The organism is Acinetobacter sp. YH16044 (genome assembly GCF_013417145.1).
In the GTDB taxonomy this organism is placed as follows: Bacteria; Pseudomonadota; Gammaproteobacteria; order Pseudomonadales; family Moraxellaceae; genus Acinetobacter; species Acinetobacter amyesii.
Genome location: NZ_VPEK01000019.1, coordinates 1 through 24,176, shown reverse-complemented (window position 1 = coordinate 24,176; position 24,176 = coordinate 1). Strand labels below are relative to the sequence as shown.

The window sequence follows — 24,176 nt, the reverse complement described above, 5'->3', positions numbered from 1 at the left end:
TATATGCATATCTCAATTCTGTTCGTGGAATCGATATGCACATAGTTGATCAAAGCAGGACATTAAACAGTGTTATAGACACGACTAAAAATTAAGGCCTCAAGAACCTTGACAAAATAAAGAAATTAAAGGTCAGGTTTGTCTATGAGCCTAAAATTTTCAATAGTATTACTTTCTACACCTTTGGTGATTTGGATTATTTTTTGTGTGTTTAGTGGATGGGTATTAGCATTTTCTAATATATTTTTAATACCAGTTTCATCCAACTCATGATCAAAAACTGTAGATACAAGTTCACAAATTATTTTATTTGAGATAGTTTGATTAAAGGCGTTTTTTAGTTCTCTAACAAAAAAGTTTAGGCGTATATTTGTATCTCTTAATCTAAATGGATTTTGAGCATTCACTAAATATTGTGCATCGCTGAAATAATCATAAAAAAGTGCATCTGCATTTGAGAAAATAATGAGTTCATTTTTTATTGTTTCCTTAATTAATTGCACATCGACATTACTGTTGAGCAAATTGGTTTCCATTAAGTTTTTAATGGCCAGATGCAATCCAATATTCAATCTTTGATTTAACCAATCATTAATATTCAAAAGGTCAATCTGATCACTCTTTAAATTTGTGTAATTTTTCTCTAATTTTTTTAATTTTTTTGCATACTTTTTTTGTTCTATTTCTGAGTTTTCAACAAAATATCTAGAAGAATTTGAGTAAATGAGAACGATTTTACAAATTCCATCTAGGTAAAGATCACTTTTTTCAAATAACTTTATGAAATTTGGATTGTCTAATATTTTATCTAACGCTTCTAAATTGTCTTTATTCCCTAGTAAATATGAATAACCAAATTTTTCGAAGACTTTTATCTTTAAATCTTTATCTTTCCTAAAATTTTTTAAAAAAAAATTCTTTTGTAATTCTATTTTTTTATTAAATAATTCAATGAAATTTCCTGAATAATCACCTAGAACATCTAAGGGTGCAAAAATTTCTTCAAATTCTGAATTTTTCATAGCTATATACATCTATTTATTTATCTAAAAGAAAATGCGGTTTTCAGTTAGACGACTTTAATATTGAAACTGAACTAAGTTTTTTTTAGTCAGATATTCCACTTTGCTGATTAAAATAGAGCTGCTCTAATTTAATTAGAGCAGCTCTGTAGCTAATTATAGGAAGTCTATTTTATCTATTTCTTTCATAATTTCAGAAGTTCTTTGAAGCGTGGCAATGATCTTCTGATAGTGCTTAATATCTTCAAATTGTAGAGCTTGACCTTTCCTGTCTTTGAGCCATTTTTGTGCTGGTTGATAGCCACCGATATAGAAGTTCCAAGCTACTTCAGGAACATTGGCAAAATACTGTTCATCGTTGATATAGACATTTCCATCTTTATAAACTATTTGTTCAACTATATTGTCACCACCTTCAGGATATTGAGTGATAATTTTTAATGTTGAGTCTTCTATAAGATGAAGCGTTCTTAACTGATTTCCTAATTTTGCAAGATCTACAAAAATTTTTGTAGTTTTAGGGTAAGGAATCTTAGGAAAATCAATTTTTAAAAACTCTTTGTAAGTCTCTCTGTATTTTATTGAGTGTAGAACAGCATATACATAATCTAATACGTCGATAGGAGCAAAAGTCCCATTAATATTTTCTTTTTCATCAGTAAAAGTAAATCCGATATTTTTCTCAATCTTGTTAATAACTTCTATATTACAATTCGGTTTTAATGTTGTAGAAGTTTGTAATAACTCTTCACCTTCACGATAAACATATAAGGGAAAGACACTAGTAATCTCACTTGTCTTATTAGATACATATGAGCTTTCGATCATTTTATTGGTTATCAAGACATGCTGATATGTATCACCAGATTTAAATTGCTTACATAGAGATAATGCTAAGTTACTTTCTCCAAGCAAATTCTTCATAATGTCTTTTCTACTTCTTTCAATGAAGTGATCGTTATAGTAGACATACTGTTCATCAAATGGTCTATAGTAGATTTTTTTAATACAATCTTTGTCAAAGTTTTTTGCTTGTTGTTTTACAGAATCAATTTTCCAACTTTTATTTTCTTTTAATTTATATAACTGTTGTAATTGATCTTTACTGATATTAAAAAAATCTTTAATTCTTTTTTCTAGAGTATTATTGTTTCTATCAATAACAAATGAGTCTCTAGATGTAACTATGCCAACATTGTTTGCTTGAAATAACTCATTAACAGCAAAACCTTTTGAATACTTTTTCTCTGAATCAAAATCTTTTTTCACCATGTAAAAATTTGGAGCTTTATTAGTTAGTAAATTAAATTTGACTGTACTAAGCTCATTGTCAGTTAAAAAACTATACTTATCTTCACGCTTGCCATATAAATCATAATGAAAAACTTTACCTAATTCCGAAGCTTTCTTTTTTCCCGTTTTCACAAATATGTTAATTGATACACCTTGCATAATATCGAAGACATTTTGATCAACACTACCGTCAGGTGCTGTTTCCTTTTTCTTTGCATTACCATGAAGATCAATAGTATAAATCTTGTCGTAAGTTTTAAGTAGATTCCAACGCATCCCTCTAAAAGTAGGATTATCTAGATAACCATGAGGATTAATAAAAGCAAGTACGCCACTGCCATTCTTTTCAATAAAGTACTGACCATAGCGCAAGAACTTTACATAGTCATCATTAATCCATTTAGGGTTTCTTTCGTTTAATTTCTCTTTGCCACCTGGCTCTTTCTTATAGTCTTCCATTAAATTCATAATCCAATCGCCTTTATTAGCACTTTCACCGCTATAGGGTGGATTACCAATAATACACATGACAGGTGTATCACGTTTAATATGGTTCGCTTCATTTGCTTCAGCACTGAGCCAATTTGCAAATAACGTACCAGTATCAGGATGGCTTTCTTCTAAGCTATTCGTAAGATAAACTTTAAGTCGTTGTTCTTTATTTCCTTGAGGTTTATAGCCTGTTTCTGATAACAATAAATTCAATTGCAAGTGAGCCATTGCATAACTTGCCATAAGTAATTCAAAACCGTTTAAGCGTGGAATCAGATCTTTTTCTACATAGTTACTCCATATCCCTTGCATACCTTCAAAATCTTGATAGATATGTTTAATTACATGGGAAAGGAATGTACCTGTACCTGTTGCAGGATCTAGAATCTGAACTTTATGAATTTCTTTATCAGTAGTTATATAACCATCTTTATGACGTCTATCTGTTGTTGGGTTTTTAATTTGAATAGTCGTTTTTGATGTATCAGCTAGTCCTTCTGAAAGTCCAAATTCAGTTTTTAAAACTTCATCTACAGCTCTAACAATAAAATCAACCACAGGCTCAGGTGTGTACCAAACACCACGAGCTTTACGAAGTTTTGCATCATATTCGCTGAGGAATGTCTCATAGAAATGAATAATCGGGTTATTCATTCGTGTTGAGCGTCCATAAGTTTTTAAAATTTCTTGAACATTACAATGTAAGAAAATATCTGCAAGGCTATCAACAATCCATTTTATACGATCATCAATATCAGGACCTGCAATATAACCAAATAATTTACGCAAGAATGGATTTGATTTAGGGATTAGTTCAGCAGCTTCTTGTCTTGAAAAAGTAGGTAGAGTCGAGTCATACAATCTCGCTGCAAACATGCCGTAAGCAATAGTTTGAGCATATACATCGGCAAAACCTTTAGGCGTAATGTCGTGAATAAGGATTTGCTTGAAGCCTTCAAAATGACCTTTTAATGTACTATCTTCGTGGTTATCTTCATCCCTTGTTACTGCTTTTTCGAGTATTTCAGCAAGTAATTTAGCCTTGCTAGCCATCATTTTCGCTAGTTTTTGAGGACTTCTGATTGTGTTTCCAATATAAATACTAAAGTTTTGAATTAGACTTTCAAACATTGAAAAGTTTTCAGGTAGTGCTTTAATCTCGTTCCCTGAAATTTCTCCAATTGAAGTTTGAGCAACAAGCTCACCTTCTTGGTAAAAATAGAAGTCTAGGTAATTGGTAAAGATAATATTATTTAACGATGCTTTATAGCGATCAAACTGTTCTTTATTCCCTGTTTTTTTCTTACCTTCCAGGTCTGTATCGCCAATGTCCTTTGCTTCAATAAATCCAATCGGAATACTGTTTTTCTCAATGATATAGTCAGGCGCACCACAGGTTTGACGTTTAGGTTCATTAATTACCATATAGTCTGAGCCGATAATTGACTCTACTAAACTTTGCAGATCCCCTCGAAAGCTATGTTCGGTTGTTTTGCCTGTAACGAATTTGGCATTAATAGCCTGTATGTATCCTTGAACCATTTATTTCAATCTTTTAGTAAGTCAATTTATATAGTTATCTTAGTAGATTCATCACCTATATTGAAGAAACAGATTGAGTTTGAAGGGGATTTTTCCGAATAGCTCTTAATTTTTTTGGTAGTCTTTGATGAATAGTTTGATATTTGATCAAAAACATCCATTTGCATTTAAAAAATGATCAATTTCATTCCAATCACATTTTTGAGCTAACTCCCTTGGCAGTTCTATATCGTAATTAATATAAATCTCCCTTCTTAAACAATATTCCTCATAGCTATCAGCATATGTTTCATAACGTGGGGCAAAATATAGTTTCAAAGTAGGTAATTTTTGATCATCCCATCTTTGCTTGCCACGACTATATAAAAACAATTTTCCTAATGTATAAAGTCGTCCTACTTGCTGTCTCATCCCTCTAAAAACCGCATAGGTTTGAAAATATGACTGCCATTTCAAAAGATCTTCAATTGGTTTAGCTTTATTAGTCTGTGAGACATAGCGGTTAATAATATTAACTAAATCCGTTTTCTTTTTCGCTATAACTTCTTTTTTCCATCTCCAAGTCCAGCTAAAAGGCTTACTTGGGTTTCTGTAAAATTTGTCTGAATTTGATTTGTACTTCTTATGGGTCATTCGTACAAGTTCTGCTGAACATCCTGCAAAATCTAATTCTAGATAAGGCTTAGACATTACAAACTTCAAAACTTCACCATCTTTAAAGTAGTCATGGATTAGATCTGTTTCAGCAATAATATTTTCTCTAGAAAAAGACAACTCTTCCATTTCGATGATTTTATCTTTGCCGATTTGCTTATGCTGTTCAGTAGGGTGAACTGGCTGTTTACTATGTTTATGGCTGTTAGGCGTAGTGATCAAAAGAATAAATTGCCATCTGTTCTCATACATCACATCTTGAACAATCAGATCTGCAATAGGTTTACCTGTTTTAAGGCGGTAATTCCTCTGCCGACTCGTTAAATTTAGGTCATATCTGTCCGTTAGTTTCTCGATGAGTTTCTTAATGTTGGTTGTTGAGCCAATACCATTATCAATACTAAATGATGAGTAAAAGTATGCGCCACGAGTCACTTTATCCTGAATTTTTTGTGCTGTGTATTTGGTATGAGGGCTGTAATCAATCATTTTTTGTCATCCAACAATACAGTTTAACTGTAAATCAACAATCCACTTTTTCCCTGTGGATTCCCATCTAAGCATTTGTGTCAATCAACAATAGAAATTGTCTCAATTAAGGTGTTTTTACTTTTGAGCTTTGCTCAAAAACCGCTATGTCAAAGCCATAGCTTTATGAATGATCACCTCACTTTGTAAGGTGGCAATTAAGTAGTTCCTAATGACGACACAAACTTCATTAGTTAAATTTATATTATTTTAAATTTATTATCAATATTATTGATATTTAAAATTAGATGTACTAATATGAAGTCATCAATCGAATAGTGGACTGACCATCCATCCTTAATTTTCTTCTTTGAAGTTTTGGATGGGTTTAGACCACCATTCAAAACTTTGATACATATTGCCGTAAGTACCTGAACTAACCATTCGTGTGCTGCCGATGTAGCGGACTGCTGGGGAAACCTCGCTCGGTACGTTGCAACGGGGGCTGGAGAGCTGCAATGCTCTTCTTCTATCCGTTCATTCAACTTGGATTTAAGAGTTCCTATATGCATCGCATATAAAGTTGTTGGGCGACAAGGACACGGGAACCTATAAGGAATTTATTCCGAAATGGTCATTTGGTTAGCAATAGCCAGATTAGATTTAAAACTTTGGTTTTGAATTGATACCCTGTTCAAGGTGATACAGTCAGGAGCTGCACAGGATGTGCGATAGTCTCCGTTAATAGCTGAGTGTGTATGCTTGATCGAAGCAAGTGAATAACTTGCGAAAAGTATGCTCATTTCCAATCACGATGGCTGCTGAGAGTACCGTGAGGTACTAGGACTTCGAGGCTAACGCTGGAGAAGTTGGCACCATTTGGCGCAAGCTGAATGGGTCGCTGGATAGCTTAAACGTGTAACGGCATTAATCGATAGATGCTGATTGGAGTGTAAGAGTTTTACCCTTTATAAAGTTATGTATACATCATATCCCGATAAAACTAAGGAACTACGGTTGGGGGAAACAGGAAGTATGTATACAAGCGAGAGGATAAACGGTCTGCACAGTAAGACACTTTGAAATAACTTGGGAAGCACTGTATGAAGGACTTAAATTGGTTAAAAGTCTATTCATTTGTACAGTGTGGGAGCGATGGCAAGTAGCGCATATAAAGCAGGTCTTACCTGTGGAAGTTGTGATACAGATCTTCAAAGAAAGATTTGTATTAAGTGAGATAGCTAGCTTAAAGCGAATCCTAAAACAGTCTGATTGATCAGATTGCTCACTGCGAAAGCTTGAGTCGGCACATATGAAAATATGTTCGGCAATATGTTAGAGGAAGGTTAAGGGAATACTTGGTCGTATTCCTATGTTTGAGCTTGGTCGCTCAAACTAGACCATGATTGATGAAGTATGAGTATTCTAAAGTTTGGTCACTGAAGAAATATTGCTTATACGGAGTTGCTAGGTTCTTTTTAATCTAGCTAATGTTCACACAGACATGAAAAATATAAGTGTCTCGCTCTTCCATCTTAGGCGAGAAAAAACTAAATCCCCGATTTAGAAATTTGAAGTGGAATATGGCTTAAGTCAGCATGAAAAAATTGATCAGCCAATAAAGGCGTTAAAATTGAACAAGGAAATGTTCTCAAAAACCTTTTTAAGGCTACATCCATCTAGGAGTAGCCTTTCTTTTTAATAAGTAAATTAATCCATTTGATACTTTACAAAAGCATCAAAAAACAATCTAATTCAATTTAACCAATTGATATTAATTTAATTATGAAAAAAATATACATTATTTCAGCTCTTTCCTTAGTCATTCTTAATGGTTGCCAAACGATAGAAAGCATAACGCCAGAAAAAGTGAGTAAATACTCAACCCCTAATGATTTAGTTTTAAAAATGAAATTAAATGGTTCGGACAACAAAGGAAAAGACTATGTTTATGTATGGGATAACAAAGGGGATATAAGTAACCCTAATTCTTTGATTCCTAAAACTTCTTTAAATCTTTTTTGTCAAAATCAAAATGGTAAATTTGATAGAATTGAATCGAGCCCAATGGATCAAGTACGAGATCCCTATGCACGGAATCTGTTAAAAAAATATAATGTTGATGAAGCAGTTGGTGGTTTTAGATGCAATCTACCAAATAATAAAAGCTGGGGTGTTCTAATTGAGCCAATAAGTGAACGTGCAACGGACTCAAAATCTTATACTTTTAGATATGTTAAGCTCAAAACTGAAATAATGCCAGCTTCTGAGATAACAGGCTTTTACTTTAAACGCCAAGTACAAAAAGATATCGAACAATCTAGACAACGAGCTTTAAATGAAAAGTATCAAGCACAAGAAAAAGTAAAACAACAGACTTATACTAATTTCTTAAATTCAAATAAACCAACTTCTAAAAACATTGGTAGTAAAGTTTGTAAAGACGTTACTCTCAATTTTCCTACAAATCTTTATGTTTTAGGTCAACTACAATATGAAAAAGCTAATGGAGTTGCCGTCGGAAGTTTAGAGCAATTCTCGAATGATGGAAAAAATATAAAAATCAGTTTAAGAGGTTGGTTAACTAACACAGGTGGTATACAAGCTTCTCCAAGTGTTCACTTTGATGGCATTCCATTAGAAGCAGGGCGTAATATTTGGGAAAATGCTTATGGTTGGTATTTATGTAAATAAATAAATAAATAAATAAATAAAGCTGCCAAAACAATTTTTGGCAGCTTTATTTACAGTCTCTACTACTAAGCTACTAGCTTGCCTCTATTAGCCATGTTAGTTACGTGATCAGCCCACCACTGCATGATGTAAATTCTATCCTCCAAATGGGTAGCTTTATCATAGTCAGCTTTTACACCTCTTTTTTTATGCGCAAGAGCTGCCTCAATAACTTGATCTAAATCTGCAAATTTTTCATTCAAAGCAGTAGAGGCAATATGGCGAAAACCATGAGGACTTTGCTTCCCTCTATAGCCTAGATTTTTTAGAGCATTGTTGAGAGTTGCTTCACTCATAGGTTTAGTTAGGCTATCACGACTACAAAATAAATAATCTGATGGAGTTCTAATTTTTTCCAGTTTTTTTAAAAGACCAATTGCTTGATTTGATAATGGCACTACATGCCTAATACCACACTTCATTGTATGCTCTGGTTTTATCCAAATTTTATTCTCAAAATCGAAATCCTCCCATTTTGCATAACGAAGCTCTTGCGGTCGAGGAAATAGTAATACTAATAACTCTAATGCGATAGCAGTATGTTGGTTATTATAACTTCTTATAGACTCAACAACCTTTGGTAATTCAGCTATTTCCACATGCTTCATATTTCCTTTACTACCTTTATCTAAATGCTTCAGTATGCCATTTAAAGGATTTTGTGAAATATCTCCGCGAAATTCTGCAAGATCGTAAGCATTTCTACAATGTGAAACTAACTTTTTTACTCGATTAAAAATTGCTTCACTTCTAAGTAAATTCTGAAAAAAATCTAACCACTCAACTCGTGTAATTTCAGCAAAATCTTTATCTCCAAATACTGAAAGTATTCGCTTTTCAATAGATTGAGTCTCTTTTTTGATTGTGATTTCTGCCCAAGTTGTTTTCTTAGTTTTAAGCCACTCATACATTAAGCTATTTAAACTACATCTTACTTCTTTAACTTTCCTATTCTCGATTTCTTTTTTTGTTAGAATTTCCTCTTTATTTTTTAACTTAATAAAAATAGTTGAAGCTTCAAGTTTAGCATCTACCAATGATAATTGGGGATAACTGCCAATGCTGTGCCATTTCCACTTACCTTTATGATTCTTAAAACGAACTTGCCAAGATTTCTTACCTGTAGGTGAAACACGAAGATAAAGCCCTGTATCGCACGGAATGCGATACTCTTTTGCTTCAGGCTCAAGATTATCAAGATGAGTATCTTTAATCTGTTTAACACCATCTAGAACAGATCTTTTCACAATAAAATTCCTTGTATCCGAATAATGCAGAAAGAGTAGCGGATACAAGATCGGATACACAATGGGGCTGATCATAGCTGTGCATAGCAGTACATAACTGTGCAAAGAGTTGAAATAAAAAACCCATGAATCCTTAAAATTCATGGGTTTAACTATCAATAGAATGCAAAGTTGTGCATATCATTACAAAAATTTGGTGGGCCCAGACAGACTTGAACTGTCGACCAACGGATTATGAGTCCGCTGCTCTAACCAACTGAGCTATAGGCCCTATATTCTGAATGTGTTATTTATCAACAAGTTCAGACGCAAAGCATACTAGCGAAGATTTTTTTAAAAGACAAGCCTTTTTCTTCACGGCTGCACACTAACACAACAAATTGGCTGTAGTTGCAGCAGTTAAGCTTTGATTCGACCAAAATGCACAAAGTGTCAAATCCTATCGTGATGTAAATCACGACAAAAGTTATCAAACAGTCAAAATAACCTTATAATAATGCCCATTCTTGTCAGTACCGTGCCCAACAGCGTATAGATTGGTACTGGCCTCACATTTTTAAGTCAATGTCCTACAGTTATTCGGCTTATGTTTTCATTTTTATGTGTTGCACTGACACATAAGAATATTTAGGTGCCCACATGGAAATTAAGGTTAATTATCTCGATAACCTTCGACAAGAAGCCAAATTTGATGACTTCACGGTAATTGCCGACCAACCTATTCGCTATAAAGGTGATGGTTCTGCTCCCGGACCATTCGACTACTTTTTAGCGTCATCAGCATTATGTGCAGCGTATTTTGTAAAAGTGTATTGTGCGGCGCGAGACATTCCGACAGATAATATTCGCTTATCACAAAATAATATTGTTGATCCTGAAAACCGCTATAAGCAAATTTTCAAAATTCAAGTTGAACTACCTGCGGATATTTCTGAAAAGGACCGTCAAGGTATTTTGCGTTCAATTGACCGCTGCACGGTTAAAAAAGTGATTCAAACTGGTCCTGAGTTTGTCATTGAAGAAGTAGAAAGCATTGATGCAGATGCACAAGCTTTACTTATGCCAAATTTAGCGTCAGACAGTACCACGTTTATTCCGGGTAAAGATCTGCCATTAGAAGAAACCATTGCCAATATGTCAGGTATTTTGGCTGGTTTAGGCATGAAGATTGAAATCGCGTCATGGCGTAACATCGTGCCGAATGTTTGGTCTCTACATATTCGTGATGCACAATCGCCCATGTGTTTTACCAATGGTAAAGGCTCAACCAAAGAAAGCGCATTAGCTTCGGCTTTGGGTGAATTTATTGAACGTCTCAATTGCAACTTCTTCTATAACGACCAGTTCTGGGGTGAAGAGATTGCCAATGCTGACTTTGTGCATTATCCAGATGAAAAATGGTTCCAACCCGGCCCAGAAGGCGAGTTACCTACTGAAATCTTAGATGACTACACACGTGAAATTTATAACCCAGAAAATGAGTTATTAGGTACACATCTATATGACACCAATTCAGGAAATATAGCACGCGGTATTTGCTCTCTTCCATTTGTCCGTCAGTCCGACGGTGAAACAGTGTATTTCCCATCAAACTTGATTGAAAATTTATACTTGTCAAACGGGATGAGTGCAGGGAATACCTTGGCTGAGGCTCAAGTGCAATGTTTATCGGAAATCTTTGAGCGTGCGGTCAAACGTGAGATTTTAGAAGGTGAATTGGCTCTACCAGATGTACCAGAAGAGGTTTTAGCCAAATATCCAAGTATTGTTGCGGGTATTCAAGGCTTAGAAGAACAAGGTTTTCCTGTATTGGTAAAAGATGCTTCACTTGGTGGTCAGTACCCTGTGATGTGCGTAACCTTAATGAACCCACGTACTGGTGGGGTTTTTGCATCTTTTGGTGCGCACCCTAAACTCGAAGTAGCTTTAGAGCGTAGCTTAACCGAGCTTCTACAAGGCCGAAGCTTTGAAGGTCTAAACGATCTACCAAAACCAACGTTTAGCTCAAATGCAGTCACTGAGCCAAATAACTTTGTAGAACACTTTATTGACTCAAGTGGTTTGGTGTCTTGGAAATTCTTTAGCGCACAATCAGACTATGATTTTGTAGAGTGGGATTTCACATCTGAAGGTGAAAATGCCAATGCGGAAGAAGCTGCAGCGATGTTTGCGATTCTAGAAGACATGGGCAAAGAAGTGTATATGGCGGTATACCAGCATCTAGGTGCTACGGCATGTCGTATTTTGGTTCCGGGTTATTCTGAAGTGTATTTGGTTGAAGACTTGGTTTGGGATAACACCAACAAAGCTTTGGACTTCCGTGAGGATATTTTAAACATTCATCGCCTAGATGAAGACGAGTTAGTGTCATTGGTTGAGCGCTTAGAAGAGCTTGAGGTGGATGATTACACGGATATTGTGACGCTCATCGGGATTGAGTTTGATGACAATACCGTATGGGGCCAATTAACGGTTCTTGAGCTCAAACTACTGATCTATATTGCCTTACAAGAATTTGAAGAAGCAAAAGAGTTGGTCGAAACCTTCCTTCAGTACAACACTAATACAGTTGAACGTGGTTTGTTCTATCAATGCATGAATGTGGTTTTAGAAGTTGAATTGGACGATGACTTAGATCTCAATGACTATGAACATAATTTCCGTCGTATGTTTGGTGACGAACGTATGGATGCAGTGATTGGTTCAATGGATGGCAGTCTTCGCTTCTACGGTTTAACTGAAACCAATATGCAACTTGAAGGTTTAGATCGTCATTTACGTCTGATTGATAGCTATAAAAAATTGCATGCTGCACGTGCGAAGTTTGCCAGTCAGAACGTTTAAATCTGGGCTTGTGAATAACGTTACTCATGTGATCATCTATTTGAAAAAACTCTCCTAAGGGAGAGTTTTTTTTGTGCGAAATTTGCTGAAAATTAATCTATATCTGTGATGCTGATATTAATAAAAATCCTTAGAACTCAGGTGAATATAAGGCAGGCTTAAAAATAACCGATTATCCGAAATTGTGTCATTTTAAAGTAAAGATATTTGACTCATTGGAAAAATATGATAATAAATTAGCTATGGCGTGTTTAGGCATGATCATAATATTTCAGGACGAAATATTCAGAAGCACATTAATAAATAAACGGGAGTTTTAACAACATGCTTCAATTATTCAGAAAACTATTTTGCATGCATATTTACGAATACGAGCAAATGGAAGAAATCGGTTCGCACAAGGAATGTCGTAAGTGCGGTGTGACAAAGTAATGCAGAGTCTCAGCCAAAAAAAGTGAGCGAAAGCTCACTTTTTTAATGCCGGTCAATATTGAAATCATTAAAATAGAAATACATTCACAGTTTTTATGCAGATATGAGTAAAGATTTTCAAGCCGAACGTTATACCGTCGATGCCAATATGGCAGATACCATTGCATGGTTATTACAACATCAGGATTGCTTTGAATCTTTTCATTATGATGTGATTCAGCAGCAATTGGTGGTTCAACATGCTAATGGTCAAGACATTATTCGTGAAGGGGATTATTTAAATGCAGGCTATGGAATTTTAATAACAGCACATAACTTTGTTAAGTAAACGATATATTTTCCCTACTCATGGTGATTTAGCCATTTCATTTGTTCGCACCATCTCTTGCATTGCACTTTGATACCTATCACTGATCATTCAATTGAACTAAGCCCCGAACTTCGGGGCTTATTTTAAGCCATTTGCATGGCATCAGTTGAAAGCTGTGCAGCATTTGGTTTGGGCTGTTCAGCCACTAAACCGAGTTTGCTAAATAAAAGCTGATCTTTGCCTTCGCCTGCATTTGGCGTGGTCAGTAGTTTTTCACCAGAAAAGAGTGAATTTGCACCTGCCATAAATGCCAAAGCTTGTTCTGAATCACTCAGGGATTCACGACCTGCAGAGAGTCGAATATAGCTTTTTGGCATAATGATCCGTGCGACTGCAATGGTGCGAATCCATTCGATGACATCGAGTTTCTCAACATCAGCAAGTGGGGTACCTTGAATAGGTACAAGGAGATTGATCGGCACAGATTCAGGGTGAATCGGCAGCGTTGCCAACTCCATCAGGAAGGCGATACGGTCATCACGGCTTTCACCTAAGCCCACAATTCCGCCGCTACAGATTTTCATTCCAGATTGGCGAACATAGTCTAGCGTCGTTAAACGGTCATCATAGCTACGCGTGCTAATGACATTGGGATAATACTCACGAGAGGTATCGAGGTTATGGTTGTAATAATCTAAGCCTGCCTCATGTAGGCGCTCTGCTTGAGACTGATTCAGCATGCCAAGGGTCATACAGGTTTCAAGTCCCAGCGCTTTGACTTCACGCACCATTTCTAGCACATAGGGCATGTCCCGTTCATGTGGATTGCGCCATGCAGCGCCCATACAAAAACGCGAAGAACCTGAGGCAAGCGCAGCTTTCGCTTCATTGATGACTTTTTCCACAGCCAGACGTTTTTCAGCTTCTAATCCAGAGTCATAATGTGCAGACTGAGAGCAATATTTACAGTCTTCAGGGCACTTACCGGTTTTAATCGAAAGTAAGGTGCTGACTTGAATATGATTGGCTTGGAAATATTCACGGTGAATGGTCTGTGCTCGGAATAATAAATCCATCAATGGTTGTTGATACAACTCTTGTATTTCTGGGTGTGTCCAGTCATTTCGGTAGCTCATAAATGATCCATATTTTCTGCCTAATGCAGATCATCATACGTAAAATTTGCAGACTTCCAAGACTATTTTGTAACATTGAAAGTTGGCTAAAGTACATTGAAATGGCTTTTTTAAAGAACTTTTGATATTTGAGATACTTACAAAGTTGTGTTAAATGCCAGCACAATCGCTGCAATGTTTATTTTAAGATGAAAAATTAAGTTTCTTTGATTGCGTCACTAAATTTTAGCTTAAATGAAAACTTTGTAAGGATCTAGAAAATATAGAATCAAATCCATTAAAGCATCTTTGAGTTTTGTTCTGTAATTGCCCAATCAATATGAACTTGCACAATCGCGTCATGTTTTTCGCGAGAATTTTTTAATGATTGAACAATATTTGAACTGTATGGTGCATTGCCTAAGCCAATGGCGATATTTCGCATAAAGCTTTGATAGCCTGTTCGTCGGATAGGACTGCCTTCAGTGCAGCTTAAAAAGGTGGCTTCATCCCATTGCCAAAGATCTAATAAACTCACTTGATCGAGACCATGACGTGGATAAAAGTCCTCAATTTGAGTTTTATGCGCAAAGCTATTCCATGGACAGATAAGTTGACAGTCATCACAGCCAAACACACGGTTGCCAATGCCACGGCGTAATTCTTCAGGAATGATGCCTTTATATTCGATGGTTAAGTAGGCAATGCATTTACGTGCATCTAACATATAGGGCTCAACGATGGCCTGAGTTGGACAGATATCAATACAGGCTGTGCATGAACCACAATGTTTGGTTGTCGGAGAATCAAAAGGCAAATCGAGTGATGTAAACAGCTCACCTAATACAAAAAATGAGCCTGATTTTTTATGGATCAGTAAGGTGTGTTTGCCTGTCCAGCCCATGCCTGCATTTTCAGCTAAGGATTTTTCAAACACTGGTGCAGAGTCGGCAAAGGGTCTAGATTCAAAATCTCCGATTTTTTCACGGATGATATTCGACAAGGTTTTTAAACGACCACGCATGACTTTGTGGTAGTCACGACCTCGTGCATAGCGTGCAATGATGGCTGCATTTGGCTCATTAGGAACATAACGTGGTTTTGGGGTTTCGACCAAATAATCCATGCGGACACAAATGATACTGCGGGTGCCGGGGACTAAAAGTGCAGGATTGGCACGTTTTTCAAGGTTTTCCTCTAGGAATTTCATATCGCAATGATAACCACGTTCTAAATATTCTTTAAAACGAGGGAGTTCCTCTTGAGCATCTGGCTTTGCGATGACACAATCAGAAAAACCTAAATTTAAGGCTTGTGCTTTAATCCATGCTTTTAGGGTTTCTGGATCATATTGATCGACAGGAATTTTTTGTGCAGGAGTTGAAGCGGCCATAATCATAACAAGGAAAAACAATGCGTCTGCAAGTTTACCATAGCCCTGTTTATCTTAGCCAAAGTATTCAAGCTTGGGAGCAGCGTTGGTTTGCTCAGCACAATAGCAGTTATGGTCTGATGCAGCAGGTTGCATGGTCGATTGCTCAGCAACTCATTCCAATGTTAAAGCAGCAAAATTTAAAAAATATTGCAGTGTGTTGTGGGCAGGGCAACAACGCAGGTGATGGCTATCTTACAGCGCAATACCTACAGCCAGCAGGCTTTCAAGTTGATATCTATGCCGCTGAAATAGGGGCATCGAAGGACTTACATTCTGCAGTACAGGAAGCGATAGATCACAAGCTTAAGATCTATACACATTTTGATTTTCAGCGAGATTATGACGTCTATATCGACGCATTATTTGGTATAGGACTCAATCGTGAACTTTCTAGCGAATGGCAAGCCATTATTCAACGATTGAATGCATGCATGGGACTCAAAATTGCGATTGATATTCCAAGCGGATTACATGCCAATACAGGGCAGCCTTTACCCATCGCATTTCAAGCCGATTATACCTTTACGGCATTGGGTTTAAAAGCAGGGCTATTTACAGGTCAAGCGAAAGAATATGCAGGTGAAGTTTCGGTGATGGCATGTATACCGACTGATGCAGAGCTAGAGCCACTTGCTCATTTGTCGCCGCAGAAAATAGCCTTACCTGCGCGTCAAGCCTTTGGTCATAAAGGCAGTTATGGCCATGTTTTGGTTGTTGGTGGCCATGCAGAAATGGGTGGGGCGGTGATTATGGCTGCTGAGGCTGCATTCCATGCAGGTGCAGGTAAGGTTACGGTTGTTTGTGATGCACGACATCACACCGCTATTTTGGCGCGCGCACCGAATATTATGCTACGCGATATCAATGCATTAACTACAGAAGCAATTCGGCAACTGATCGATCAAGTCGATGCGATTAGCTTTGGCATGGGGCTTGGTCGTGACGATTGGGCACAACAGCAGTTTCAGTCATGGTTTCCATTGATTCAGCAGTCAACCTTGGAAATTGTTTTGGATGCAGATGCCTTATGGTTTCTAGCTGAAGCACCTAAAAATTTGAATGCACGAACCTATGCAACGCCACATCCGGGTGAAGCTGCGAAATTACTGGGTATAACTACTGCTGAAGTTGAAGCAGATCGTGTACAAGCAATTCAGTATTTAAAAGAAAAATTTCAAGGTCAATGGGTGCTTAAAGGCGCAGGCAGCTTAATACTTGAAGATCAGCTTTGGATTTGCACCGCAGGTAATGCAGGAATGGGTACAGGCGGTATGGGAGATGTGCTTGCAGGGATGATTGCAAGTTTAAAAGCACAATTCCATCAGCAAATACATCTGCATGAAATCGTAAGCCTGCATGCTTTAGCAGGTGATGTATTGGCGAAGCCGGGGATGCGTGGTTTGCAAGCGCAGGATATGGCCCAAGCGGTTTATCATGTGGTTAATCATTCAGGAGTTAAAGACTAAAATGCATGCAGTTAAATTGAGAATTCAAGGTAAAGTGCAGGGTGTTGGCTACCGTCGTTGGTTTGAGCAGCAAGCGCTTGCACTCGGTTTAAATGGCTATGTGAAAAATCTAGCGACGGGCGAAGTTGAAGCGCTGATTATAGGAACTGAAGACGCCATTCATAAAATACTGAAACACAGTCTGGTGGGGCCGTTACGAGCAGACGTGACTAAAATCGATCAGCAAGAAATTCCAATGCATGAATTAGACTATAGCGGTTTTAAAATGATTCGCTAAATTTGATCACTAGATTAGGTGGGCTTTTGAAAACAGAATGAATTACTGAACTATATGATTTGACGATTATTTACCGACGTCGAGTGCTTACACGACTTCGGCCGCGAGCCATACCACCTAAGGCATTCAGTACAGCCATTTTACTCATACTACCAGACGCATGCGCATGACAAATTGCGGCAGCCAAAGCATCGGCTGCATCCTGCTGGGGTTTGATGCTTAGGTTCAGAATGCGCATAACCATCATTTGGACTTGCTCTTTATCAGCAGCCCCATAGCCGACCACAGATTGTTTGATTTGACGTGCAGTATATTCAGCGACTTGTAAATCTAAATTGGTTAAAGCGGCAATGGCAGCACCGCGTGCTTGACCTAGTTTTAGGGCTGAGTCAGGGTTTTGAGCCATAAAGACTTGTTCAACAGCAGCTTCAGTAGGCCCGTGAAACTTTACGATGCGATCAATACCAGCAAAGATACGTTTTAAGCGTTCAGGCATTTCTGTTGTTTCGGTACGAATGGTGCCAGCATCGACAAAACGTAGTTTAGAGCCATCCTTCTCGATGATGCCGTAACCAGTTAGGCGAGACCCAGGGTCAATACCGATAATTAATGACATGTTTGCCCTATTTGCCCTTTAAAAATAAAATAATGCCCATATTGTTACATAAGCGTGTCAAAAAAGCTTGATAGTGATTGAGCAGTTGAACGCAACACCTTAAATTAATTTACTGAGATTTGTTTAATTTTCATGAAATTATTTCTTCTGATTTTAGCAGGCTTGATCCTGGAAGTGTTTGTCTGGATCGGTGTGGGCGACCTCGTCGGCAGCATGTGGTATGTCTTTTTCTGGTTCGTGGTGGCCTTCTTTATAGGGATGAATATTATCCGTAAATATTCATCAGGTCTGATGCCTCAAATGCAGCAAATGCAAGCAGGTCAAATGAGTAATGATCCAGCTTTAACTGGAAATTTACCAAAAATTTTGGCTGGTTTCTTATTGCTGTTACCGGGTCTAATCTCAGATATTATGGCATTACTTATTTTGATTCCACCTGTACAAAATGCCATGAAAGCAGTCATGATGAAAACAATGATGAAGCGTCAGCAAGCCATGATGGAAAAAATGATGGGTGGCATGATGGGCGATATGGGAGGCATGGGCGGTGCTCAGGGTCAGAACCCATTTGCAGATATGATGCGTCAAATGCAAGATATGCAAAATCAGCAATCAGGTCGTGATTCATCCGTTATTGATGGTGAAGCTCGTGAAGTGACGCCAGATGCGAAACAAATTGAACTGAAAGATGTCAATAAAAAATAATTAACTCAGTATGAAAGGCCGAATGTGTATTCGGCTTTTTTTTTGCGTAAATTTTGATACGGCCTAAAAATAAACCTTGTGTTGCCAACAAAAAAATTGAACAAGCGATATAATCTTCACGTTTTAATTCAAATGAATCAGCTTGCATGTCACTGTTATTCACCATCTGTGTGCTTCATTTTGTTGCGCAGTTGAGTCCCGGTCCAGATGTATTATTAATTGCTAAAAGTGCAGCATCAACAACGCGTGCAAATACCTTAAAAATTATTGCGGGGATCTCTGTCGGGATTGTGGTGTGGGTCGTTTTAACCTTATTGGGCTTTACGGTTCTGGTTGAGCAATTTCCATGGATACAACAAGTTTTAATGGCTGTTGGTGGATTTTTCTTAGCGAAAATGGGTTGGGCGATGTTTAGTGGTGGGCTTAAAAGTTTAAATCAAACAGCCAATTTAGAAGATGGGCAGGCCTTAAGTCAGCAGAATACTGAAAATTATTTCTTATTAGGTTTATTTACGAATTTAGCCAATCCGAAAACACTGATCTATTTTAGTAGTGTGTTCTCACTGGCGTTGAGTTCATCAGCCAGTAGTAACCTAAAAGCACAGCTTGCTGTCATCATTCCGATTCAAACTTTTATTGTGTTTAGTCTGTTTATGATGATTATGTCTTTGCCTAAAATTAAAGCACTCTACCAACGTTCGGGTAGTTATATTGATGTGGTTTCAGGGGCGTTATTTTTAATTTTTGCGATTTGGCTGTGGTTCGACGCAATTAGAATGTTCAATCTTCAATAGCTGCAAACATATTGCTGTCAGCAAAGCGAAAGCCAAGTATTAGAACTTAGCTTTTTTTATGTGCCAATTTTATTGCTCTGGATTGGTTTGATCTTGGTCTTTAGACGGTGCTATATTTGATGGATCTTGTGCAACATTGGTAGTTTCAGCATGATCACGATAACGGTTCGGTTTGAGGGTGGTTTCGGTATTTTCAGAGCCTTTGTATGATCGGCTACGATTGGCGCGTTCACGCAAACCGCCTTTTTTGATTAACTGCACCATCGTCTAGAACCTCATTGCTATTGCCATAGTTTAAAGAATTTTCCTCGTGAAGATAAGTGAGCAGGGCGATGCTAGCGCATAAAAAAGCCTGAAATCATTCAGGCTTTCATCATTTTAATTTATCTCTTTGAATGACTTTAAAGCAACTGGATAATAGTGCTTAGATTTAGCTTGGCTAAATTTTACACATTGCCAGCCTGTTCATACGGCTGTATTTGGCTGTTGTAAAAAAGCTTAATTTTTACCATCTTGCTTGAGTACTTCAAAGATGTTGAGTTGGGTCGAAGCTTCAGTATCATGCTGTTGCAAATACACTTGGACACTCTTAAATAGAATGGCAACAGCCAAACAACTGAGTATGCAAAATATCCAAAAGCCATATGGGCTACGGATATTATGCGAGCCACATTCGGAACATTCTTTATCGCTTGAAGCCAATACTTTATTGCAACAAGCACAGTGATATTGATAGTGCATTGCTTTTCTCCATTTAGTCGAATTTGACCAACATTCTTGTTGTTATTGTCAACCACCAATCCGTGATGATTGTTTTATCTTAATGTGCAAATAAGCTGCTGTACAAGTTTTAAACGGTTTGTTTTGCTCATTATTGTGTAAGTAAAAAGCGTCAGAGAGTTAAATATTTGTTTTATTGCTAATTTATAAATGAAACAAGACATGAATTTTTAGTCATAAAAAAGCCAGTTCGAAAACTGGCTTTTGCTGTTCTGTCTAAACTGAATTATTGACCAGAACGGATGATGTAATCAAAAGCAGATAATGATGCTTTCGCGCCTTCACCTGTCGCAATAATGATTTGTTTGTACGGTACTGTTGTACAGTCACCTGCAGCAAATACACCTTTTACATTGGTTTCATTGCGCTCGTTAATTACGATCTCACCACGGTTTGAAAGTTCAACTGCTGTTTCTTTTAAGAAATCAGTGTTTGGTAACAAACCGATTTGTACAAAGATACCAGCCAATTCAATCGTTTTGATTTCATCAGTTGCACGGTCTTTGTAGTTCAATGCAGTCACTTGTGAACCATCACCGACCACTTCTGTAGACAATGCATTCATGATCACAGTGGTATTCGGTAAGCTGTTTAACTTGTCTTGAAGCACTTGGTCAGCACGAAGTTTAGTATCAAACTCAACGAGTGTTACATGTTCCACAATACCTGCAAGGTCAATCGCCGCTTCTACACCTGAGTTACCACCACCGATCACTGCAACACGTTTACCTTTAAACAATGGACCGTCACAGTGTGGACAGTATGCAACACCACGAGTACGGTATTCTTGTTCACCCGGAACGTTCATTTCTCTCCAGCGTGCACCTGTTGAAAGAATCACTGTTTTAGATTCAAGTTTTGCACCATTCTCTAAAGTCACTTCAACCAAGCCATTGGCTGTTTCATCTGCACCTTTGATGTCAGATACACGTTGCAAGTTCATGATGTCCACACCGTACTCACGTACATGTGCTTCCATTTCAGCAGCAAACTTAGGACCTTGTGTCTTTTGAATCGACGTGTAGTTTTCAATGTCCATGGTATCCATAACCTGACCGCCCATGCGTTCAGCCACGATACCTGTTTTAATGCCTTTACGTGCTGCATAGATTGCAGAAGTATTCCCCGCAGGGCCGCCACCAATCACAAGAACATCAAAGGCTTCTTTGGCATTTAACTTTTCAGCATCTTTTGCGGCAGAGTTGGTGTCTAATTTAGCAATGATTTCTTCCAAGGTCATACGACCTTGACCAATGTGCTCACCGTCTTGGAATACCATTGGTACAGCCATGATTTTGCGTTCTTCGACTTCGTCTTGGAAGAATGCACCATCAATCATGGTTGCAGTTGTACCTGGGTTATAGATCGCAATTAGGTTCAAGGCTTGAACCACGTCAGGACAGTTATGGCAGCTTAAAGATACAAACACATCAAAGTCAGTTTTAAGACCTAGACCTTTGATAGTGTTCAGTACTTCGTCAGAAACTTTCGGTGCATAACCAGAGGTTTGTAACAATGCCAAAATCAAAGAAGTGAATTCGTGGCCCATCGGTAGACCTGCGAAGAATACACGTGGAGTTTCACCTGCTTTTGCAATACCAAAGCTTGGCGCACGGCTGTTGTTACCGTCAAAACGTGCAGTCACTAAATCAGATAAAGCAGCAACTTCAGTTACCAATTCTTTAATTTTGTCTGATTTGTCTGTGCCGTTTAAAGTCGCGACGATTTCAATCGGGCCTTCAAGGCGTTCAAGTAAGGTTTTTAATTGAGCAGAAGTATTTTGATCTAACATTGCTAACGTCTCCAGAGGAGTAAATTTATTTGATGAGAGAATGATAGAACAAACCATTAAATAGGTGAAACGGTTTGTTTTTATAAAATTAATCGGTTTTACAAATCAAATGATTAAATTTCTTTCTAAATCATAAGAATATGCCGATGTGAATGCAGTCAATATTGGGCCATTATCGAGAAATTCAAGTTAAATAGTGGAAAAATAAACGAATTCATCGCGCTTTAAGCAAGACAATGCTAGAGTCAACCCTATTGTATTGAGAACTTTTTAGGGAAATGGCATGCAGGTTAAACAAGGGATTTATCAGCATTATAAAGGTCAGTTGTATCAAGTCTTTCATGTTGCAACACATAGTGAAACGCGTGAAAAAGTTGTGGTCTATCAGTGCTTGTATGACGACTATTCAATGTGGGTCAGACCCTTAGAGATGTTTATGGAAACCGTTGAAATTGATGGTGAAATAATTCCGCGTTTTAAACTGATCCAAGAAACCCACTAAGTAGATATTTAGCCCTTCAATTTATAAATATGAATGAAATAGTAAAAGGACAGAATCATGAGCATGGATGCAAATTTTAAAAACTATATGCAACAACTCTATGCAGACTTTAGTGCTCACGATGCTGCGCAAAATCACCGACTTGCGCGTTACCGAAATATTGAGCCTGAGTCTGCACTGTTTTTGGCTATGCAAATTCGCTTAAAACAAGCCAAACAAATCTTGGAAATTGGAACATCTACAGGCTATTCCACGCTGTGGTTAGCAGATGCTGCGCAGTCTACACAAGGGCGGGTCGAAACCATTGAAATTGATGCAGCGCGTATCGAACAAGCCAAACAACATGCTGAAAATTTAAGCTTAGCCGAATACATTGAATTTCAACATGGCGATGCGCTGCATTTTTTACAGCAATTAAATCAGCGTTATGACTTCATTTTATTAGATGCAGAACGTGATGCGTATGTGGCGTATTGGCCATATTTAGCTGAATTAATACAAGCTCAAAGTGGCGTGTTAATCGTGGACAATGTGCTGTCACATGCCAGTGAGGTCGCTGAATTTATCCAATGTGTTGAAGCGGATGATCGTTTTATCAGTACAACATTAAATGTGGGTGCAGGGCTTTTTATGGTGACTTGGCGCAACTAAAAATCAGGGCATTCAGCCCTGATTTGATCGAAAATATTTTTTAATTAATAAAATACTGTTGCTATAGCGCTAAGCTTGTAGCGGTTTAACCCTGTAGGCTTACTCGTGAAAAATGTAGATCATATTCTAAATATTTGTGGACAAATGCCGTTTTATCACTACATCGAAGTAAATTATCATAAATAAAAGGTGAAACTGGATAAAAGAGATCCCCAGAACCATTCGCATAAAAAATTTTTAAGTAACGTGAAGAAGAACTGTATTTCCAAGAAGTTACAACAGTTGTTGTCATAAGCCGCCCCCTTATTGCGTTGTTATAGTCATACTGCAGTTAAAGGTTTATCTCATTTGAAATTAAGACAAATTCAGGGCATGGAGTATTGCAGAATTGTTAAAAAATAATGTTTTATCTCACATTTTTTTTCATTTCTTTATCAACTAATTTGATAAAAATAATGCCAGTTCAGAGAAATGCCATAAGCGTCTTTCTCCCATATTAGTGTAGGGAGAGTTAAAAACTACGGCATTGTTCTGATTTATTGCCTTTGACTTGGTTGTTGCTGCCATTAATTGAAAAAGCATTTTCAAGACAAATCAAATTACCTGCGATTTCATTATTATTTAGAACAATATTGCCGTTATTTTTCTTTAATTTCAGGTCGCCTGAAATTTGGTTATTGAGGAGTTGGATGTTTTTCCCAGTCGTAAAATCGACATTGCCATTGATATTGTTATGATTGGCAATGATCTTAGTAAAATTTTTATTCGATTCAATATTGCCTTTGATGTGGTTGTCATGCAGTTCAACACTGGCGCCATTTTCTAAAATAACGTTGCCATGAACAATTAAACCTTCAAGCTGACAATTTTTTTTGACTTTAGGGTGTGTTGACATTTACAGCCGATAAATTGAGCTAAAGAGGCAACCATATAAATATACAAGCTAAAGCAACAGCGCTTTGATAGTTACGTTTTAGCTTATCGTATCTTGTGGCAATTCCTCTAA

21 protein-coding genes, 1 tRNA gene and 1 pseudogene are annotated in these 24,176 nt (G+C 37.4%); 9 read left to right on the top strand and 14 right to left on the bottom strand.

From position 1 onward, the window contains the following. Positions 1 to 125: 125 nt before the first annotated feature. The 3 genes from FTV38_RS11605 to FTV38_RS11595 form a co-directional block, all read right to left on the bottom strand. On the bottom strand, positions 126 to 1,022 hold the full coding sequence (locus FTV38_RS11605; RefSeq protein WP_180022555.1) for a hypothetical protein: 897 nt from the start codon (positions 1,020 to 1,022) through the stop codon (positions 126 to 128). 156 nt (positions 1,023 to 1,178) lie between these two features. Continuing rightward, a complete protein-coding gene (locus FTV38_RS11600) occupies positions 1,179 to 4,349 on the bottom strand; it encodes a type ISP restriction/modification enzyme (RefSeq protein WP_180022554.1) in 3,171 nt (1,056 codons plus the stop codon). Positions 4,350 to 4,496: 147 nt separating this feature from the next. Continuing rightward, positions 4,497 to 5,492, bottom strand: a complete 996-nt coding sequence (locus FTV38_RS11595; RefSeq protein ID WP_180022553.1) for a hypothetical protein — start codon at positions 5,490 to 5,492, stop codon at positions 4,497 to 4,499. Positions 5,493 to 7,256: 1,764 nt separating this feature from the next. Between FTV38_RS11595 and FTV38_RS11590 the strand changes: the two genes are divergently transcribed. Next, positions 7,257 to 8,165 (top strand): hypothetical protein, encoded by a 909-nt coding sequence (locus FTV38_RS11590; RefSeq protein WP_180022552.1) that lies wholly within the window; start codon positions 7,257 to 7,259, stop codon positions 8,163 to 8,165. Positions 8,166 to 8,230: 65 nt separating this feature from the next. Here FTV38_RS11590 and FTV38_RS11585 read toward each other — a convergent pair whose 3' ends face one another. Together FTV38_RS11585 and FTV38_RS11580 are read right to left on the bottom strand one after the other, a co-directional pair. Then, positions 8,231 to 9,451, bottom strand: a complete 1,221-nt coding sequence (locus FTV38_RS11585) for a tyrosine-type recombinase/integrase (RefSeq protein ID WP_180022551.1) — start codon at positions 9,449 to 9,451, stop codon at positions 8,231 to 8,233. Positions 9,452 to 9,645: 194 nt separating this feature from the next. Next, positions 9,646 to 9,722, bottom strand: a tRNA-Ile gene (locus FTV38_RS11580). Between the two features lie 368 nt (positions 9,723 to 10,090). Between FTV38_RS11580 and FTV38_RS11575 the strand changes: the two genes are divergently transcribed. After that, a complete protein-coding gene (locus FTV38_RS11575) occupies positions 10,091 to 12,295 on the top strand; it encodes an OsmC domain/YcaO domain-containing protein (RefSeq protein ID WP_180022550.1) in 2,205 nt (734 codons plus the stop codon). Positions 12,296 to 12,830: 535 nt separating this feature from the next. Continuing rightward, on the top strand, positions 12,831 to 13,055 hold the full coding sequence (locus FTV38_RS11570; protein WP_180007368.1) for a hypothetical protein: 225 nt from the start codon (positions 12,831 to 12,833) through the stop codon (positions 13,053 to 13,055). A 125-nt stretch (positions 13,056 to 13,180) separates the two neighbouring features. Here FTV38_RS11570 and bioB read toward each other — a convergent pair whose 3' ends face one another. Both bioB and queG read right to left on the bottom strand, forming a co-directional pair. Then, positions 13,181 to 14,173 carry a biotin synthase BioB gene (gene bioB, locus FTV38_RS11565; RefSeq protein ID WP_180022549.1) on the bottom strand — a complete coding sequence of 331 codons (993 nt, stop codon included), beginning with the start codon at positions 14,171 to 14,173 and terminating at the stop codon, positions 13,181 to 13,183. A 277-nt stretch (positions 14,174 to 14,450) separates the two neighbouring features. Next, positions 14,451 to 15,545: a tRNA epoxyqueuosine(34) reductase QueG gene (queG, locus tag FTV38_RS11560; protein WP_180003130.1), complete on the bottom strand. Its 1,095-nt coding sequence runs from the start codon at positions 15,543 to 15,545 to the stop codon at positions 14,451 to 14,453. A gap of 20 nt (positions 15,546 to 15,565) precedes the next feature. Between queG and FTV38_RS11555 the strand changes: the two genes are divergently transcribed. Further along, positions 15,566 to 17,053, top strand: a complete 1,488-nt coding sequence (locus FTV38_RS11555; protein WP_180022548.1) for an NAD(P)H-hydrate dehydratase — start codon at positions 15,566 to 15,568, stop codon at positions 17,051 to 17,053. Position 17,054: 1 nt separating this feature from the next. Next, a complete protein-coding gene (locus tag FTV38_RS11550) occupies positions 17,055 to 17,330 on the top strand; it encodes an acylphosphatase (protein WP_168379658.1) in 276 nt (91 codons plus the stop codon). Positions 17,331 to 17,400: 70 nt separating this feature from the next. Here FTV38_RS11550 and ruvC read toward each other — a convergent pair whose 3' ends face one another. Next, positions 17,401 to 17,946, bottom strand: a complete 546-nt coding sequence (ruvC, locus tag FTV38_RS11545; RefSeq protein ID WP_078189034.1) for a crossover junction endodeoxyribonuclease RuvC — start codon at positions 17,944 to 17,946, stop codon at positions 17,401 to 17,403. 132 nt (positions 17,947 to 18,078) lie between these two features. On the opposite strand from ruvC, the gene FTV38_RS11540 reads away from it, so the two are divergent. Both FTV38_RS11540 and FTV38_RS11535 read left to right on the top strand, forming a co-directional pair. Then, positions 18,079 to 18,651, top strand: a complete 573-nt coding sequence (locus tag FTV38_RS11540) for an FxsA family protein (protein WP_180022547.1) — start codon at positions 18,079 to 18,081, stop codon at positions 18,649 to 18,651. Between the two features lie 146 nt (positions 18,652 to 18,797). Next, positions 18,798 to 19,445 (top strand): LysE family transporter, encoded by a 648-nt coding sequence (locus FTV38_RS11535; RefSeq protein ID WP_180022546.1) that lies wholly within the window; start codon positions 18,798 to 18,800, stop codon positions 19,443 to 19,445. Between the two features lie 69 nt (positions 19,446 to 19,514). Here FTV38_RS11535 and FTV38_RS11530 read toward each other — a convergent pair whose 3' ends face one another. The 3 genes from FTV38_RS11530 to ahpF form a co-directional block, all read right to left on the bottom strand. Next, complete coding sequence (locus FTV38_RS11530; protein ID WP_180010280.1) at positions 19,515 to 19,709, bottom strand: hypothetical protein; 195 nt, start codon at positions 19,707 to 19,709, stop codon at positions 19,515 to 19,517. Positions 19,710 to 19,943: 234 nt separating this feature from the next. Further along, positions 19,944 to 20,186 (bottom strand): hypothetical protein, encoded by a 243-nt coding sequence (locus tag FTV38_RS11525; RefSeq protein ID WP_180010281.1) that lies wholly within the window; start codon positions 20,184 to 20,186, stop codon positions 19,944 to 19,946. 265 nt (positions 20,187 to 20,451) lie between these two features. Further along, positions 20,452 to 22,017, bottom strand: a complete 1,566-nt coding sequence (ahpF, locus tag FTV38_RS11520; protein WP_180022545.1) for an alkyl hydroperoxide reductase subunit F — start codon at positions 22,015 to 22,017, stop codon at positions 20,452 to 20,454. A 283-nt stretch (positions 22,018 to 22,300) separates the two neighbouring features. Between ahpF and FTV38_RS11515 the strand changes: the two genes are divergently transcribed. Continuing rightward, a complete protein-coding gene (locus tag FTV38_RS11515) occupies positions 22,301 to 22,519 on the top strand; it encodes a DUF1653 domain-containing protein (protein WP_180022544.1) in 219 nt (72 codons plus the stop codon). 57 nt (positions 22,520 to 22,576) lie between these two features. After that, on the top strand, positions 22,577 to 23,170 hold the full coding sequence (locus FTV38_RS11510) for an O-methyltransferase (protein WP_180022543.1): 594 nt from the start codon (positions 22,577 to 22,579) through the stop codon (positions 23,168 to 23,170). Between the two features lie 85 nt (positions 23,171 to 23,255). On the opposite strand, the gene FTV38_RS11505 is transcribed toward FTV38_RS11510, so the two are convergent. The 3 genes and pseudogenes from FTV38_RS11505 to FTV38_RS11495 form a co-directional block, all read right to left on the bottom strand. Continuing rightward, complete coding sequence (locus FTV38_RS11505) at positions 23,256 to 23,462, bottom strand: KTSC domain-containing protein (protein WP_078189026.1); 207 nt, start codon at positions 23,460 to 23,462, stop codon at positions 23,256 to 23,258. Positions 23,463 to 23,681: 219 nt separating this feature from the next. Next, positions 23,682 to 24,065: a hypothetical protein gene (locus tag FTV38_RS11500; protein ID WP_180022542.1), complete on the bottom strand. Its 384-nt coding sequence runs from the start codon at positions 24,063 to 24,065 to the stop codon at positions 23,682 to 23,684. A gap of 19 nt (positions 24,066 to 24,084) precedes the next feature. Further along, a pseudogene (locus FTV38_RS11495) lies at positions 24,085 to 24,176 on the bottom strand (IS5/IS1182 family transposase); the annotation flags it as partial.